Source organism: Streptomyces sp. NPDC028635 (assembly GCF_040637635.1).
GTDB lineage: Bacteria > Actinomycetota > Actinomycetes > Streptomycetales > Streptomycetaceae > Streptomyces.
In genome coordinates, this window is sequence record NZ_JBEZWX010000001.1 from 285384 (window position 1) to 300970 (window position 15587).

Annotated in this window: 14 protein-coding genes; all 14 read right to left on the reverse strand. The window is 73.9% G+C overall.

All coding sequences use genetic code 11. From position 1 onward, the window contains the following. Positions 1-97: 97 nt before the first annotated feature. Positions 98-922: a DUF6039 family protein gene (locus AB0E88_RS00850; RefSeq protein ID WP_361621541.1), complete on the reverse strand. Its 825-nt coding sequence runs from the start codon at positions 920-922 to the stop codon at positions 98-100. Next, positions 919-3855 carry an ACP S-malonyltransferase gene (fabD, locus tag AB0E88_RS00855; RefSeq protein ID WP_361621543.1) on the reverse strand — a complete coding sequence of 979 codons (2937 nt, stop codon included), beginning with the start codon at positions 3853-3855 and terminating at the stop codon, positions 919-921. The genes AB0E88_RS00850 and fabD overlap by 4 nt, the downstream gene beginning before the upstream one ends. Before the next feature lie 28 nt (positions 3856-3883). Then, the gene (locus AB0E88_RS00860) at positions 3884-4684 is read right to left on the reverse strand and encodes an enoyl-CoA hydratase-related protein (RefSeq protein WP_361621546.1); all 801 of its coding nucleotides are present in this window, start codon (positions 4682-4684) and stop codon (positions 3884-3886) included. A gap of 16 nt (positions 4685-4700) precedes the next feature. Then, entirely contained in the window at positions 4701-5624 is a 924-nt protein-coding gene (locus AB0E88_RS00865) for a DUF6039 family protein (protein WP_361621549.1), read from the reverse strand. A 66-nt stretch (positions 5625-5690) separates the two neighbouring features. Continuing rightward, positions 5691-7016, reverse strand: a complete 1326-nt coding sequence (locus tag AB0E88_RS00870; protein ID WP_361621552.1) for an alpha/beta hydrolase — start codon at positions 7014-7016, stop codon at positions 5691-5693. 202 nt (positions 7017-7218) lie between these two features. Continuing rightward, positions 7219-7506, reverse strand: coding sequence for an acyl carrier protein (locus AB0E88_RS00875; protein ID WP_361621555.1), 288 nt, complete (start codon positions 7504-7506; stop codon positions 7219-7221). Between the two features lie 48 nt (positions 7507-7554). Then, on the reverse strand, positions 7555-9240 hold the full coding sequence (locus AB0E88_RS00880) for an acyl-CoA dehydrogenase family protein (protein WP_361621558.1): 1686 nt from the start codon (positions 9238-9240) through the stop codon (positions 7555-7557). After that, complete coding sequence (locus AB0E88_RS00885) at positions 9240-10994, reverse strand: acyl-CoA dehydrogenase (RefSeq protein WP_361621561.1); 1755 nt, start codon at positions 10992-10994, stop codon at positions 9240-9242. Before AB0E88_RS00885 ends, AB0E88_RS00880 begins: the two co-directional genes overlap by 1 nt. A 102-nt stretch (positions 10995-11096) precedes the next feature. Continuing rightward, on the reverse strand, positions 11097-11444 hold the full coding sequence (locus tag AB0E88_RS00890; protein ID WP_361621564.1) for a YciI family protein: 348 nt from the start codon (positions 11442-11444) through the stop codon (positions 11097-11099). A 374-nt stretch (positions 11445-11818) separates the two neighbouring features. After that, a complete protein-coding gene (locus AB0E88_RS00895; protein ID WP_361621567.1) occupies positions 11819-12055 on the reverse strand; it encodes a ferredoxin in 237 nt (78 codons plus the stop codon). A gap of 10 nt (positions 12056-12065) precedes the next feature. After that, positions 12066-13265, reverse strand: a complete 1200-nt coding sequence (locus AB0E88_RS00900; protein ID WP_361621570.1) for a cytochrome P450 — start codon at positions 13263-13265, stop codon at positions 12066-12068. A gap of 175 nt (positions 13266-13440) precedes the next feature. Next, entirely contained in the window at positions 13441-14037 is a 597-nt protein-coding gene (locus tag AB0E88_RS00905; RefSeq protein WP_361621573.1) for a dihydrofolate reductase family protein, read from the reverse strand. 214 nt (positions 14038-14251) lie between these two features. Next, positions 14252-14854 carry a dihydrofolate reductase family protein gene (locus tag AB0E88_RS00910; RefSeq protein ID WP_361621576.1) on the reverse strand — a complete coding sequence of 201 codons (603 nt, stop codon included), beginning with the start codon at positions 14852-14854 and terminating at the stop codon, positions 14252-14254. Positions 14855-15059: 205 nt separating this feature from the next. Next, positions 15060-15479, reverse strand: coding sequence for a YciI family protein (locus AB0E88_RS00915; protein WP_361621579.1), 420 nt, complete (start codon positions 15477-15479; stop codon positions 15060-15062). Positions 15480-15587: the final 108 nt, after the last annotated feature.

The window sequence follows — 15587 nt, forward strand, 5'->3', positions numbered from 1 at the left end:
TTGCTGCGCCGTGTCGCACCCTAGGAACAGCACACCCGCGGGCCTGCTCAGAAGTGAGCGGACCCGCGGGCGGTGAGAGGGTGCGGCGAGCGTTTCTCTAGCGGAGCTGAGGCAGCGGGGCGAAGGCGGTGTCGCCCATGCTGCCCTCGACGAAGAGACGGTTCCAGGTGCCGCCCCCCTTCTCCGGCGCGATGATCTCGTCGAGGTAGATCGCGCGGGTCTCCTCGTCCATGCGCATGTGCATGTCGATCAGGTCGTAGTAGGAGTCCTCGTTCTTCATGTGGATCAGCCAGTGCACCCGGTCGGCCGGGCCGAACGCCTCCTCGTACAGGAACGAGGACGCGATGCCCGGCAGCCGGGTGTTGATCGACTCGGTGATGCGGCGGGCGAACAGCCGCGCCTCGGCGCGGAAGGCGTACTTCGGCTGGGCGACTCGGTGGATCATCATCCCGGCCGTGGCGGAGTTGACGGTCTTGTCCGGGCTCACGGACGTCTGCCGCTGAGCGGGCGGGACGCGCAGGTCGGGAGCGGCCGCGTCGATCGCCGTGCCCTCCGGCAGCGCCTCGTCGGTGCCGTACATGCCCCAGTGCTGCGGGATCAGGGCCGTCTCCGTGAAGGAGCCGTCGACGAACATGCCGTGCCAGCCGGCGTCCGCGGCCGGCCCCTCGTCGCCGTCGAGCAGCCGCACGATCTCCCGGTGGCCGCTGAGCTGCGGCAGATGGATCAGCCAGTGCAGCCGGTCCCGGGAGCCGAACGCCTCCTCGTGCACGGTGACCGTGGTGCGGCCGGCGAACCTCTCGTTGAGGTGGGCCGCTTGCTCCAGGGCGATACGACGGCCCTCGGTCCGGTACTCCTGCTTCAGCTGGGCGGTGCGCTCGACGATCACACCGGAGTTGGTCGAATGGAAGGTCAGGGCGGTCATGAGCTGCTCCTGGCAGTGGATGCGTCAACAACGTCGGGTGGTGCCGCCCGGGGCGCACAGCGGCGGGCGAGAAGGGCGGCGGCCCCGGTCATCAGGTGCTCGGCGATCAGGTCGACATGGCGGTCGCGCCAGTTCTCCAGCGCGGTGCCCCGCACGACGTGGTTGAACGCGCCGATCGCCGGGCCGCACTGGATCTGGTAGTTGGCCTTCTGAGCCGGGTCGCCCTCCAGCCCCCAGCGCACCGACCGGGCGAAGTACCAGCGGAACGCCAGCGCCATACGGTGCTTGGGCAGCCGCTCCGCCTTCTCGATCTCGGCGGCCCGCCCCCGCGCGAGGTGGTAGGCGCGGGTCTCCTCCCACACCTCGGCGAACGGCCGCTTGAAGTAGGTGTCCTCGATCGAGCGCCGGGTCGACGCGTCGATGGACTCCCAGCCGTCGTGGGCGCGGTAGAGCTGGTACAGCTTGTTGCCGCGGGCCGCGAACAGCGTCCCCTTGCGCACCACCTGCACCTGGGCGCCGATCTCGAACATGTCACCGGCGGGCGCGTAGGCGGTGTCCTGCACATCGAGCCCGGCCAGGATGTCCTTCACGGCGTCGGAGGTGCCGGCCTGCGGTGAGCACTGGTTGACACTGCCGGTCAGGACGAAGTCGGCGCCGAGGACGAACGCCGCCGCCACGGCCTCCGGAGACCCGATGCCGCCGGCCGCGCCGACCCGGATCCGCCGGGCGTGACGGTGCCGGGCCATCGCCGCGTCCCGGTGGCGGATCATGGCGGGCAGCAGGGTCAGGGCCGCGCCGCCGTCGGTGTGGCCGCCGGAGTCGGCCTCCACGCATATGTCCTGACTGACCGGCAGCTCGGCGGCGATCTCCGCCTCCCGCGCGGTCAGCCGGCCCTCGGCGACCAGCTGGCGCAGGATCGGCTCGGGCGGCGGCCCCATGAAGGCGTTGGCGACCTCCGGGCGCGACACCTTGGCCAGGACCCGGCGGACGGCGACGGGGCGGCCCTGGCCGTCGCGGTGGGCGCCCACGAAGCGGAAGCGCACCACGGCAGGAGTGAGCTGGGTGAACCCGGCGGCCTCCACCGTGTGCACCTGGTGCCTGAGGTACAGGTCGACCAGGTGCTGCTCATAGGCCGGATCGTCGATCGAGTGCAGCAGGTTCATGCCGTAGCGGCCGTCCGGCCCCAGCGCGTCGGTGATGCGCAGCAGCGCGCTCTCCACCTTCTCCAGGGTGAGGCCGCCGGCCCCGAAGAACCCCATGAGTCCGGCCCGGCCCATCCGGATGACGAGCTCCGCCGAGGCGATCCCCCGGAACATCGCCCCCGCGAGATAGGCGTAACGGATCCCGTACTCCCGCCGGAACTCCGCGCACCCCAGCTCCTCGGCCCCCGAAGCCGGGGCTCCCGAGGCCGGTCCGGAGGGGGCGGCCGGGGCCGGGAATCGCGGCGGCCGCCCCGCTGCTCCGCCGTCCCGGGCGGCGCCGCCGACGGGCGAGAGCACCGGCCCGGCGGTGGGCACCGCACCCGCGACGGAGGCCGCGCCGGCTGCCGGCCCGGCCGCGGGGGGCGCGGTGGCGACGCCGGTGCGTGCCGCTGCCACCGCGCGCGGCGGGGCGGCTGCCGACGTGGTGCCCGGGTGCGGGGGATCGGCGACGGCGGTGCCCGCGGCTCCGGGACCACCGGCCCGTGCGCCGGCCACCGCACCTGCCGTGACCGTGCCGTACGGCGGGGGAGTGGTGGCGGCCGGCGCGCCGACCGGGGTCGTGCTGTACGGCGCGGCTGCGGTGGGGGCCGCTGCGCCGGCCGTGGCTGCGCCGTACGGCGGAGGAGTGGTGGCCGTCTGCGTGCCGACCGTGGCTGTGCTGTACGGCGCGGCTGCGGTGGGGGCCGCCGCACCTGCCGGGACGGTGCCGTACGGTGTGGCAGCAGTGGGGGTCGCCGCACCTGCCGTGACCGTGCCGCGTGGCGCGGCGGACGTGGCCGTGACCGCGCCGGCCGGGGCCGTCGGCGTGGACGCGGGTGCGTCGGTCCCGCGCGGGACCGGCACCCGGGGCGCGGCTCCCGGCGCCGCAGCGGTCGGCCCGCCGCGGCCCGCCGAGGGGTAGGTGCGCTTCCACAGGCCCGTCAGAACCTGGCCGGGGCCCACCTCCTCCACCTGCCGTACGCCGTGCGCGTCGAGGTACGCCATGGTCTCCGCCCAGCGCACCGGGCCGGCGATCTGCCGGGCCAGCACCTCGGCCACCTCACCGGGCCGGTAGGGCCGCGCCGTCACGCTCGACACCACCGTGCGCCGGGGATCGGCGAAGGAGAAGCCGGTCAGGAAACGCGTGAACTCCTGCGCCGCCGGCCGCATGTGCCGGGAGTGGAACGCCGCGCTCACCCGCACCGGCACACAGCGCACCCCAGGCCGCCGCGCCAGCGCCTGCGAGACCTGGCGCAGCTCCTCCAGCGGCCCGGCCAGCACCGTCTGCGTGGGCGCGTTGAAGTTCGCGACATCGACCTCACGCGCCCCGGTCTCCTCCAGCAGCCCCGGCACCTCGGCCCCGTCGACGCCGAGCACCGCGAGCATGCCGCCGCCACTGGCCCGCCCCATCAGGGCGCCCCGCTCGCGCACCAGGCGTACCCCGGTCGCGAAGTCGAAGCAGCCGGCGGCGAACAGCGCGCCGTACTCGCCGAGGCTGTGCCCGGCCAGGAACCGCGGCTCGGGCAGCCCCGTGTCGCGGGCCAGATACGTCAGGGCACCGACCACGAACAGCGCGGGCTGCGCGTACTCGGTGCGGTCGAGCCGGCCTTCGCCCGAGGTGCGGCACAACTCCTCGACGGAGTAGCCGAGGATGTCGTCCGCTTGCCGGGTCAGCTCGGGAAAGCGGGCGAACAGCCCGTCCCCCATGCCCTTGCGCTGTGATCCCTGTCCCGGGAACAGCAGTGCCACCATCGCCTCGTCCCTCCTGGCCCGTTCCCGGTCAGGGCCGCGGCTTCTCCCACGGGAGCCGCCGCGCTGTCGTGTAGTCGGTGATACGGCGCCGGGCGACCGGCGCGTCGATGAGCCGGGTGAACTCCCGCAGGGCGAACGCGTCCGTCTCCTGCGTGGTGAACCACAGGGTGCGCGCATAGCGCTTCAGCTCGCCCATCGTCACCGGGTCGAGCCGGGTCAGCCGGACCAGAAGCCTGCGCACCGCGACGTCGGGGTCCGTCACCACCTCGTCCACCAGGCGGTATTCCGCAGCCCGGCGGGCGGGCACGGGCTGCGTGGTCAAGGCCATGGAGTAGGCCACCTGGAAGCCGGTGCGCCGCACCAGGACGGGCAGCACGCAGCACGGCACGAGACCCCAGAGCGCCTCGGGCAGGCTGAACTCGCTGCGCTCGGTGGCGATCACCAGGTCGGCGGCGGCCGCGAGCCCCATACCGCCCCCGGTGGCGCGCCCGTCGACACAGGCCACCACCGCCACCGGTGTCTCGCCGAAGCGCCGCATCAGGGCGAGGAACGCCTCCCCGCCCTGGCCGGCCCGCACCTCACCGCCCGCGAGATCGCCCGCGGCCTCCTCGAAGTCGAGTCCGGTGCAGAACGTGCCGCCGGAGCCCTCGAGAAGCAGGACCCGGCAGTCCGGATCGGCCTCGGCCCGGTCCAGAGCCGCCTCCAGCGCCGCAAGGACCTCGCCGCTGAGGCTGTTCAGGCCGTCCGGGCTCGCCAGCGTGACACGCAGGACGTGCGGCTCGGGGGTGAGCCGCACGCCCTGGTGCGTCGGATCGTTGTCCGCCGTCACGGCCGTGTCCGCCGCTTCAGAACCACAGGGGCGCGCCGGCGTGCAGCGGCGTGATCACCGTGTCGTGGATCGTGGGCGACACGAACGTCTGCTCCCAGCCGCCGCCGCCCTTGTGCGCGGGCACGAACTCACGCCCGAACAGCGCCCGGTAGTCGGCGTCGTTCCGGCTCAGCTCGGTCAGCTTGCGGTAGGTGTCGAAGCTGTCGAGGTGGATCATCCAGTGGATGCGGTCCTGCTGGCCGAAGGTCTCCTCGTACAGGTAGACCGTCAGCTCGCCGCCGAGGGCCCGGTTGACCTCCGCGGCCCACGCGAAGGCGAACTCGCGGGCCTCGGTGCGGAAGCGGAACGCGGTCTGGGCGGTGCGGATGATCGTCAGGCCGCTGTCCAGGGAGTTGCGCTGCCGGCTCTCGGGCAGGCCGGTCTGGTGGCGGGCCGGCGGCACGAACGTGTCCGACGGCTCGTCGTGGTGGTCGTCGTGGTGGTCGTCGTCGTGGTCGTCCAGTCCGTGCTGGGGCACGTACACGCGCTCCTGGAAGGAGCCCTCGACGAACATGCGCTCCCAGTTGCCGGCGCCCTGCTCGGCCTTGATCCGGTCGGCCTCGGTGATCTCCTTGAAGCTGCGGTCGTGGTCGGCTATCTCCAGGAAGCGGCTGTAGTCGTTGGGCTGCTTCATGTGGATCAGCCAGTGCAGCCGGTCGGCGGTGCCGAGGATCTCCTCGTGCACCGCGATCGTGGCGACACCCTCCACCACCTTGTTGAGGTGGTCGACCAGGTCCCTGGCGAACTGCCGGCCCTCGGAACGGAAGGCGTGGTTGAGCTGGCCCGCCCGGTGGATGATGAAGCCCGCGTTCCCGGAGTGCAGCAGGTCGGAGCCGGAGCCGAGGGGCCCGGCCTGCGCGGGAAGAAAGGCGCCCGGGGCCGGGCTCACCGCGTCGGTCATCGCACTGTCTCCTTCGTCGCACGAGTGAGGCGGCCTCGGGCCGCCGGTGTCCGACGCTAGGCAGCGTCAGCGCGCGGTGCCGCTCACAATTGAGCGCGGCCGGGCCGTCGAGAAGAAGTCCCCGAGCAGCCGCGCCACCTCACGGGGACGGTCGTACATGGAGTAGTGCGTGGCGCCGGGCAGCCGTTCGTGGCGGGCGTCGGGGAACCGGCCGGCGGCCTGGGCGAGCCGCTCGGGGGAGGCGATCCGGTCGAACTCCGCGGTCACGCACAGCACCGGCACCCGCACCCGGCCGGCGTGCGCCAGCGCGTCGTGGTCCCAGTAGTCCAGCAACTGCCGGGCATAGGCGGGCAGGACGTCGTCGGCGAACGGGCGCAGCAGTTCTTCCTCCAGGCCCGGCGCGGGCAGCGCGAGGACCTCCTCGGCGAAGCGGTGGGCGCTCAGGTCGTCGGGGAGGCCGGCACGCCGGCCGGTGAACAGCGCGCGCATCCGCGCCGCGAGGGCCGGCCGGGCGGCGACGGCCCGGCACAACTCCTCCAGTCCGCGCTCGTACGGTGTGTCGGGTTCGCGCCCGGCCGGGTCGCCCGTGTGCCGGAAGGAGCCGTGCAGGAAGACCATCGACCGTACGGCGTCGGGGCGGCGCCGGTGGAACTCCACGGCCGTCTTGGGCCCGCTGCACCAGCCCACCAGATGGCACTCGCGTACGCCCTCCGCGGCGAGCACCGCCGCCAGGTCGTCGGCCTGGTCGCGCAGCCGCAGCGGCCGGGTGCCGGCGCGGGTGCCCCGCGGCGCCCAGGTCAGCACGCGGTGGGCCGGCGCGAGCGCCGCCATCAGCGGGTGCCACAGCGCCGTGCCCATCCCGAGCGCGTTCACCAGGACGACCGGCGGCTCGCCGTCCCGGGCGGTGCCGGCCGCGACGTACGGCAGCACGCCGCCCATCACCCCGACCCGGCGCGGCTCCGTCCGGGCGATGCGGGCCGCTTGCTGTTCGAGGGAGCGCCGCGCTTCGTCCTGCTCCCGCACGACGGCCGCAAGGCCGGCGGCCGTGGGCACACCGCCGCTGTCCGTGCCGCCGCCGCTCCCGCCGGCGCCGGGCTCCGGGCCCCGCGCCGCGCGCGTGGCCGCCAGCCGGTCCACGGCAGTGCAGTCCCGTGCGTCGGCCGCCGGCTCCAGCCGGAGCCCGTACGCCTCGGACACCAGCCGGCGGACCTCGTCACGGCCGGCGCCGTGGCGCTCGAGCAGATCGGCCGGCAGCCGCAGCGGCCGCTGCTCGAAGTAGTCGGGGCGCCGGGCCCGCACCTCGCAAGCCGTCTCGTGCACGGCGTCCAGCAGGGGCCGCAGCCCGCCGGTGCCGGGACCCGCCGTGGCCATGTCCGTCACGCCGTCCGTCATGGCGAGTGCCTCTCCTTCGCGCCTACGGGGTCGGGGCCGCCCGGGGGCACCGCGACGGCACCCCACCATGCGGTCGGCCGGGCCCCCGGTCCGCTCAAAACTGAGCGGACCGCACGGCCCCGGCGCGTCTCGCCGGTCATGGCGGGTGCGCGGGTGCGCGGGTACAGCGGTGCGGCGCTGCGGCGTGATCGGCGGAAGCTCCCTAGCGTTCCGGGGTCCCGCCCGGCTGGGGCGCCGCGTGGGCCACGACGTGGCGGCTCAGCGCGGCGACGGTGGGATGGTCCCAGGCCGCGGTGGGTTCCAGGACGACCCCGTACTCCTCCTCGATGTCGCCGCACAGCCCGAACGCGGCCAGCGAGTCGAGGCCGTGCTCGCTGAACGGCAGGGCGAGGTCAAGGGTCCGGGCGTCGCCTCCCAGATAGGCGACGATCCGTGACACCAGCCAGTGGCGGACGTCCGCCTCGTCAAGGTGCTGGGACGGCCTCGGCATGGTCGAAATCCTCAGGCAGGGGCCGGCGTCGGGCGGACGGGCCGCCTGTCAGCCGGCCAGGGGGGTGTCGTACACATCGAAGGTGCGGTGCGAGCGGTGACGGGCGAGCAGCTCCGCCACGACCTCCCGCTCGGTGGTCGCGGGCGGCGCGGGTATCTCACGGCCGAGCCGCACGACGAGGCGGTGCAGTGCCGCCGTCACCCACGCGGGATCGGCCAGGAAACCCGGCCGGTGCCCGTCCGCCTCCCGCCACACACCCAGAGCGGCCACCGCGGCCAGGAGCAGACCGTGCCGCTGGGCCAGATGCCGGGCGTGCGGGTGCGGCACCCCGAGCTGTTCGGGGTGCAACTGGGCGCACTGCCGGGTCAGATCGCGCAGTTCGTCGACGAGCGCCGCGCACGCGGCGCCCAGCACGCGGCCGTACGGCCCGAGATCGGTGCGGCCCATGACGTCCGCGGCGAACGCGGGCAGCGACGACGCCAGCGGGTCGGAGACCGCCTCCGGCCGGCCGCGCCAGTCGAGCGGCGGCAGGCCCTCCCCCGGGGAGAACACCGCACGCGGTACGGACCGGCCGCGCGTCTTCGCCCACCCGGCGCGCAGCGCCGCCGGAGCGGTCACCGGTGCCGCGGGCAGCCGCTGAAGGTCGCGCCGTCGTTTGCCGAACATCGCGTACGGCCCCTGCCGTACACAGCCGGCCAGCCCCAGCACGCCCGCGACGCCGTCGACGGCCCGGCCGAGCAGGTGCGGCACGACCAGGGCGGCCGCCTCCGCGACGGCACCGGCCTCACCGGGCAGCGCGTGCAGGCAGCGGGTCGCCGTCAGCGCCAGGCAGTCGGCGACGAGCAGGTCGAGGAAGGCGCCGGCGAACAGCGCCCGGTGGAACGGCACATCGACCAGGGAATGGGTGAGCAGCCGCTGGTCCCGGGCGAACCCCACGGCGGTGCGCAAGGCGCCGTCGGCGGCGCCCACCGCCATGGACGGCACGGCGCAGCCCGCCAACTCCCTCATGCGGCGCGCCAGTTCACCGCCCTCGCCCTCGGCTCCCACGAGCGCCGAGGCCGGTACACCGTGTGCGGTGAACGACGGTCGCGGGCCCGGACCTCCGCGCAGTTCTCCGTCCGGCAGCTCCCCGGCCCGCAGCAGGAGCGCGCTGTGCGCCGCGGGACCCGCACCGGTCCGGGCGAACACGAGCAGCGCGTCGGACCGGTAGGCGTCGAGACACCTCTCGCCGTGCCCGTCCAGGACGTACCGCTCACCGTCCCGCCGCGCGGCCGGTGCCGCATCGGCGACGGCGCAGTCCCGGCCCACGCCGACGGCGGCGGGACACCCGCCGCCCAGCAGCAGCCGGGCCACGTACTCCTGCTGGTCGGCCCGGCCCGCCGCCCACACCGGGGCCACGGCGAGGAGCGTGGAGGCGCCCGTGGCGAGACCGAGCGCGCCGTCGTGCCGGAAGACGGTCCGCACCACCCTGCACAGGGTGTCGATCTGTACGAAGCGGCCACCGAGCTCGGTGGGCACGAACTCCGCGCCGAAGCGGTAGCCGGCGAGCAGCTGCGGCAGGGCGTCCGGGACGCGCGCCTCCTCGTCGGCGCGCAGCAGCGCCGCCTCACCCAGCGGGTTGGACAGGTCGCCGGGGCTGCCGAAGTGCTTGTCCAGGGCGGCGATACGGGCCCGTACGGCACTGTCCTCCGACACCGATCCCGGACGGGTGCCCCGGGCCGCGGTCAGTCTCATCACGCTGCTCCTTCCACGCCCGCGGGCGGCACGAGAGCGCAGGGCGCGCCGTCATGTGCCCACAGGTCGGCGACACGGTCGGCCAGCGCGTCGAAGCCCCGGCCGCCTGATCCCGGTCCGTCCTGCACCATGTCCGTGTCCGCCCCGCCGAGCCGCCGCAGCAGCCGCCGCAGCGCGGGCTCCAGCCACAGCCCGTCGGGCCACCTGCCCTCCAGCACGGGCGCGTGCCGCCACATGCCCAGGCAGGCCGAGGCCGCCAGGCACACCGCCACCTGCCGGGCCTGTTCCGCCGACGCGGCGGGCAGCCGGGACAGGGTGTGCACGGCGGGCGGCAGCGCGGCCCGCAGCCGCTCGGCGCGGCCGCCGAGCTCCTGCGCCACCCGGGCGGCACCCGCCAGCGCCGGCGTGGTGGCCGCGGTCTCGGCGAGTTCCCGGGCCAGCCCGGGCAGCGCCGCGAGCAGCGCGCTGCCGTCGCGCGGGACGAGAGCGAGATCCCCCGGACGCGGCGGGGGCAGCGGCGCCCCCGGGTCGTACACGGCCGGGTCGACGCCCGCGCCCCGGGCGCCGGCGCGGCGCGCCAGATGGCGGAACGCGGCGGCCAGGGCGTACAGATGGGCGGTGTCGCTGCCGCCGAGGACGCGCACCGTCCGGTGGTCGCGTTCGGCCTTGCGCAGCATCTCCAGCGCCGGGGCGCCGGTGCGTTGCGGGAACAGTCCGACGAGCCGCGCGAGCACCTCGCCCACGACCGCGGGCACCAGGTACGCGGCCGCCGCGGACGTCACCGAGAGCTCGCGCGGCAGCAGGTGCACGCTGCGCGCCGTGACCGTGGCCAGCGCGTCGACGGCCAGCAGATCGGCGGCGCACTCGCCCAGGATCCGGCGGGTCAGCGGCACGTCGGCGAGTGCGCCGGGCAGGGGGCCGGACGACTCGCGTATCGCGCTCAGGGCCAGGTGCAGCGCGTTGCCCGCGGCGCCCGCCGACAGGGCCGGGGTGATGCCGCGCACGAGCTGCAGCCCCTTCAGGACGATCTCGCCGCCCTGCCCCTGGGCCCCGACCAGGCTGCCGGCCGGAGCGACGACGTCGGTGAAGAGCACCCCGCTGAGGTCGGCGCCGCGCACACCCTCGGTGGGGGTGCGGGCCGCCTCCACGCACCGGCCGCCGCTCAGCGTCCGCTTGTCGACGAGCAGCACGCTGTAGGCGCGCGGACCCGAGTCCGGCCCGGTGCGGGCGAGCAGACAGAGCACCCGGGCCCGGGCGGCACCCGGCACGAGCGCCTTCTCGCCGTTGAGGAGGAAACCGTCGGCGACCGGCCAGGCGGTGACGTCGGTGGTGATCGGGTCGTCGTCGTGGTGCCGCTCGGACAGGGCGAGCGCCACGCTGTGCCCCTCGCGCACCAGAGCGGCCAGGCGCCGGGCGGCCTCGTCGTCGCCGGAGGCCCACACACAGGCCGAGCCGAAGAAGGTGCCGGTGTGGACCACCGCCGTCGTCAGGTCCCGTCCCGCCACCGTGCGCACGAGCGCGGCCAGTTGCTGGTAGTCGGTCAGCTGCCCGCCGTGCTCGGCGGGCACGTAGTGGTCCGGCAGCCCCCACAGGTCGAGCAGCCCGCAGGGATCGGCGGGGAAGGTCTCGTGGCGGTCGGCGTCCAGAACGCGGGCGTACGACAGCATCGTCGCCGGGTCCTCGGGGTCTCCCAGCCGGCGTTCGAGCAGCGAGGCCGCGTCGGCCGGCGGTGTCCCGTTCCTGGTCCCCGGCATCGCTTCCCCCTTTTCACTGATGGGCCGCGCCGCGGGTCCGCGCCGGGGCGGCCGCTGCTCGCGGACGCCCCGGCGCGGGCTCAGGGCCGTGCCCGGCCGTTGTTACTGGGCCACCCACAGCGGCCGCACCTCGAGGGTCTCGGGCGTCGGCCACGTCTTGGCGATCTCCACGGCGGCATCCCGGTCGGCGGCCTCGACGAGGATGTAACCGCCCAGCGTCTCGTCACCGCCCGCGAACGGCTCCTCGACGGCCTTCGGGGTGCCGTCACCGGTCCGGCGCACCGTCACCGGCGCCACGGACTCGGTCTCGAACGCCTCGCCGCCCACGAGGGCACCGGCCTGGGCCTGCTGGCCCATCCACTCCTCGATCTGCTTCCGGTAGGCGAGGCGGTCCTCCTGGATCTTCCGCCTGGACTCGGCGTTCTCGATGATGACGATGGCGAACTTCATGCGGGTTCTCCTACTGTCGCGACGTGCGAAAACCGGCACTGGAATACGGAATTCCAGAATCCGAGGAGATACTCAATAGGCCCCCCGCGACCCCTGTCAAGTCGGTCCCGAGGAAGCAACTCCATTGAGTGGAACGGCAATTGGGAAATCGGTAAGAGAAACTAGCCGCCGTGCCTCTCCGCCAGGCGGACGGCCTGTATTCACCGCACCAATTCCCGCCGAATTACGGCTGATTTCCGCCGGAGCAGGACCGGGTGCGAGGGCCGGGAAGCGGCCACCCGAACGCGGTGACGCCGCCGACCCTAACCACTGTGTGCCCCGGACCGCTCGAAGGGCGCTCGAGGACCACTCGAGCGACGCCGCCCGCCCGCCCGTCACGACAGGTCGAGCACCGCACCCGTCACCGCGTCCCGCACCCGCAACGCCTCCACCGGGCAGGACTCCACCGCGTCCAGCACGTCCTCGTCCGGCTCCAGCTCCCCGGCCGGCGGCACCGACCGACCGTCGACCACCTGGAAACGTTGGGGTGCCACCCCGGCGCAGATACCCGTGCCGATGCACACCCCGTGATCGGCCTCCACCCGCCAGCGCGTCGTACGCTCCTCGTCCATCCCGCTCACCTCACCAAGCGACCGGCAGCCGCCGCGGACCGCGGAACAGACCACCCGTCTTCCATTCGATCTCCTCCGCCGGGACCGCCAGCCGCAGCCCGGGAAAACGCCCCAGAACCCCGCCGATGGCCACGCGCAGCTCCATCCGGGCGAGCTGCGCCCCCAGGCAGTAGTGCGCCCCGTGCCCGAACGCCAGATGGGGGTTCTTCTCCCGGGTGACGTCGAGACGCTCCGGATCGGTGAACACCCGCGGATCGCGGTTGGCGTTGACCGCGGCGGCCATCACACCCTCACCGGCACACACCGTGCCACCGCTGAGCTCCACGTCCTCCCGGGCGATCCGCGCGTTGCCGATCCCGTTGCCCAGCGGCACGTAACGCAGCAGCTCCTCCACCGCTCCCGGCAGCAGTTCCGGCTGCTCGCGCACCAGCCGCAGCTGGTCCTCGTGGGTCAGCAGCACGTACAGCATGTTGGCCAGCTGGTGAGCCGACGTCTCGTGTCCCGCGACGAGCAGCGTGACCCCGAAGGTGATCAGCTCCTCCTCCGACAGCCGGTCCCCTTCGTCCCGGGCCGCCACCAGGACACCCAGGAGATCGTCATGGGGTTCGGCCCGGCGTGCCGACACCAGGCCGGCGAGATACGTCCGGATCGCCCGGTCGGCGGCCAGCGCCTCCTCCTTGCTGTACGCCGTGGTCGACATGATCACTTCCGACCAGTGCTGGAACTTGCCGCGGTCCTCGTACGGCACGCCCAGCAGCCGGCAGATCACCGCGATCGTGAACGGCTCCGCCAGGTCACGCACCACGTCCGCCGGGGGACCCATGCGCTGCACACCGTCCAGCAGCCCCGAGAACAACTCCTCCAGCCACGGCTGCAACTGCCCCATCCTGCGGGCCGTGAACGCCTTGGACAGCAACCGGCGCAGCCGGGTGTGCTCCGGCGGGTCCATGCTGAGGATCGTGTCGCCGCGGCGGGCCAGCGGAGTGGTGCGCGGGGTGTCCTCACCGATCTGCGCCCGGCTGAAACGGGGATCGGAGTTCACCGTCCGCACGTCGTCGTACCGGGTGACGAGCCACCCCTCGTCGCCGTACGGGAGCTTCACCCGGGCAAGCGGCTCCGCCTCCCGCAGCTCCTCGAACGCGGGGTGGATCTCAAGTCCGTGCACCTCCCCCTCGAAGGGGTACGTGTGCACCCGCCTCGTCGTCGACATGAGTCCACTCCTTCGCCTCAAGGACCCGGCACCTCGCTGAGGGCCTCCTCACGCCCGAGCGTGGCCCGCCCGGCCCCTGACGCGCCGCTCACTCTTGAACATCCGCCCGCCCGGGTGCCGGGAGCGACGTACGCCCGACGCCCCCCGTCCGGCCCCCGTCGTGCTCGCGGACCGCTCAGCCGTCGGCGCGGGTGTAGGTGAGGAACACCGCTCCGCTGCCCAGGACGGTGTGGTCGGACAGCGTCCAGGTGCGCGGGTCGAAAGCGGCCTTGCGGGAGAACAGCGGGATCCCGTCGCCGATGGTGAGCGGGCCCACCTTCAGGATCAGGGTGTCGATCTCGGCGTACAGGGAGCCCGCCAGTTCGGCCCCGCCGAGCAGCCAGATGTCCTTGCCCTCCTGCTGCTTGAGCTTGCGCACCACCGCCACCGGGTCGTCGGCGACCAGCTCCACGGCCGGGTCCGGACTTTCGGTCAGGGTGCGGGAGAACACCAGGTGCCGCAGGTGCGGGTAGGCGTCGGTGATTCCCGCCGCGAGACCGATCTCGTAGCTGCGCCGCCCCTCGAGCACCGTGTCGAAGTGCGTGCCCTGCGCCGTGACGGACAGCGCCTGCCGGGCCTGCACGGGCAGCGTCTCCGGGTACTCGGCGACGAGGTGCCGGACGTAGTCCTCCGGCACGGGCCAGAAGCCGTTCGGACCGGTCGGGTCGGCGCCGCCCGGGCCCGCTATGAACCCGTCGAGAGTGGTGGCCACGTAGTGGACGAGTCTGCGCACGCTGATTCCCCTTTGTCCGGTCCGCTGTCGTACGGCCCCGGGACCGCCGGTCGGTGTGCCCGGGGCGCCGGGGCGCCGGGGCGCCGGGTGATCATGACACGCGGCCGGCCTGCGAAAGCCCCGTTCCACCGGAACCCGCTGTGCGACGCGGGCGGTTGCGCCGACCGGCCCGACGCGCCGGCGGGGGCGCGGACGTCGTCGGCCGGCGTGCGGTTCAGCGGATCGCGTCGTAGACGAGCGCCAGCGTCCCGTGTTCGCCCGCGGTCCGGCTGACGAGGGTCCACTCGCTCGCGGGCAGGCCGTCGTCGAAGAGCCGCGGTCCGCCGCCGAGGACGACCGGGAAGACGGTGAGGGCCAGCCGGTCGACCTGGCCGGCCGCCAGCAGCGCCTTGATGACGCTCGCGCTGGCCGGTACGAGGATGTCACCGCCCTCCGTGGCTCGGAGGTCGGCCGCGACCTCCTCGGCCGGCTGGTCGACGATCGTCGTCCGCTCCCACGGCGCCTCCTCGAGCGTGGAGGACAGCACGACCTTGTCGGTGCCGACGAGCCACTTCGCGAAGCCCTCGTCGCGCGGGTCCGCGCCCTCCATGCCGATGACGGAGGGCCAGAACCCCAGGAAGCCCTCGGCGTTGACCCGGCCGAGCAGGGCCGTCGTCGCCGTCTCCCACAGGCCGGTCAGATGGTCGCGGGCGACGTCGGTCACGGCGTAGGGCATCACCCAGCTCATGTCGAGCGGGTCGTCCGGGGCGGCATAGCGGCCGTCGAGAGAGAGGGCCATGTTGGTGACGATACGGCGGCCGCCGGTCTGCCGGGTCATGTCGTGCTCCTTGTGTCAGTGCGGGGTGTGTCGGTGCGGGGGTGTCGTGGGAGTTCGGCGAGGATCGCCGCCGGCCTGTTCGGCGTCCTGGAGCAGCCGGTGTCGATCGACGGCTCCGTCGGGGAGCAGCCGGTCCGTCCGGGAGCAGCGGGTCTCGATCGACGGCTGGTTCCGGCTCCGTGCGCGGCTGCGGCGCGGTCCTCGATCAGCCGTGAGGACAGTCCGTCACAGTGGGGGGTGCGGCGAGGAAGGGGCGCAGCTCGAGCCACTCGTGGATCGGCTTCCCGCCTTTCCCGGGAGCGGCGGACAGTTCCCCGGCCAGCTCGACGGCCCGCTCGTAGGTGTCGACGTCGATCACCATCCAGCCGGCGATCAGGTCCTTGGTCCCGGCGAACGGGCCGTCGGTGACCGGAGGGCGCCCTTCACCGTCGTAACGGACCCAGGTGCCCTCGGGGGCGAGCGCCTGGCCGCCGGCGAACTCACCGGTCTTCTCCAGCCTCGCCGCGAAGTCGTTCATGTACCGCACGTGTGCGGAGATCTCCTCCGGCGCCCACTGGTCCATGGGCACGTCGTTGACCGATGCCGGGGCGCCGCGGTAGTGCTTGAGCAGCAGGTACTTGGCCATGGTGCGTCTCCTTGGTCCCGAGGTGACCCGTCGCGGTCACGTTCACCCCGGAGACGGAGCCGGCCGTGGGTTCTCGACATCACCGGCCAAGATTTTTTCTCCGGCCTC

Excerpts from the sequence above, each read along its gene's own strand:
- AB0E88_RS00865 (WP_361621549.1), bottom strand. The coding sequence starts at position 5,624 with ATGACCGACGCGGTGAGCCCGGCCCCGGGCGCCTTTCTTCCCGCGCAG.
- AB0E88_RS00850 (WP_361621541.1), bottom strand. The coding sequence starts at position 922 with ATGACCGCCCTGACCTTCCATTCGACCAACTCCGGTGTGATCGTCGAG.
- AB0E88_RS00885 (WP_361621561.1), bottom strand. The coding sequence starts at position 10,994 with ATGCCGGGGACCAGGAACGGGACACCGCCGGCCGACGCGGCCTCGCTG.
- AB0E88_RS00900 (WP_361621570.1), bottom strand. The coding sequence starts at position 13,265 with ATGTCGACGACGAGGCGGGTGCACACGTACCCCTTCGAGGGGGAGGTG.
- AB0E88_RS00870 (WP_361621552.1), bottom strand. The coding sequence starts at position 7,016 with ATGACGGACGGCGTGACGGACATGGCCACGGCGGGTCCCGGCACCGGC.
- AB0E88_RS00875 (WP_361621555.1), bottom strand. The coding sequence starts at position 7,506 with ATGCCGAGGCCGTCCCAGCACCTTGACGAGGCGGACGTCCGCCACTGG.
- fabD (WP_361621543.1), bottom strand. The coding sequence starts at position 3,855 with ATGGTGGCACTGCTGTTCCCGGGACAGGGATCACAGCGCAAGGGCATG.
- AB0E88_RS00910 (WP_361621576.1), bottom strand. The coding sequence starts at position 14,854 with ATGACCCGGCAGACCGGCGGCCGCCGTATCGTCACCAACATGGCCCTC.
- AB0E88_RS00895 (WP_361621567.1), bottom strand. The coding sequence starts at position 12,055 with ATGGACGAGGAGCGTACGACGCGCTGGCGGGTGGAGGCCGATCACGGG.
- AB0E88_RS00890 (WP_361621564.1), bottom strand. The coding sequence starts at position 11,444 with ATGAAGTTCGCCATCGTCATCATCGAGAACGCCGAGTCCAGGCGGAAG.
- AB0E88_RS00880 (WP_361621558.1), bottom strand. The coding sequence starts at position 9,240 with ATGAGACTGACCGCGGCCCGGGGCACCCGTCCGGGATCGGTGTCGGAG.
- AB0E88_RS00915 (WP_361621579.1), bottom strand. The coding sequence starts at position 15,479 with ATGGCCAAGTACCTGCTGCTCAAGCACTACCGCGGCGCCCCGGCATCG.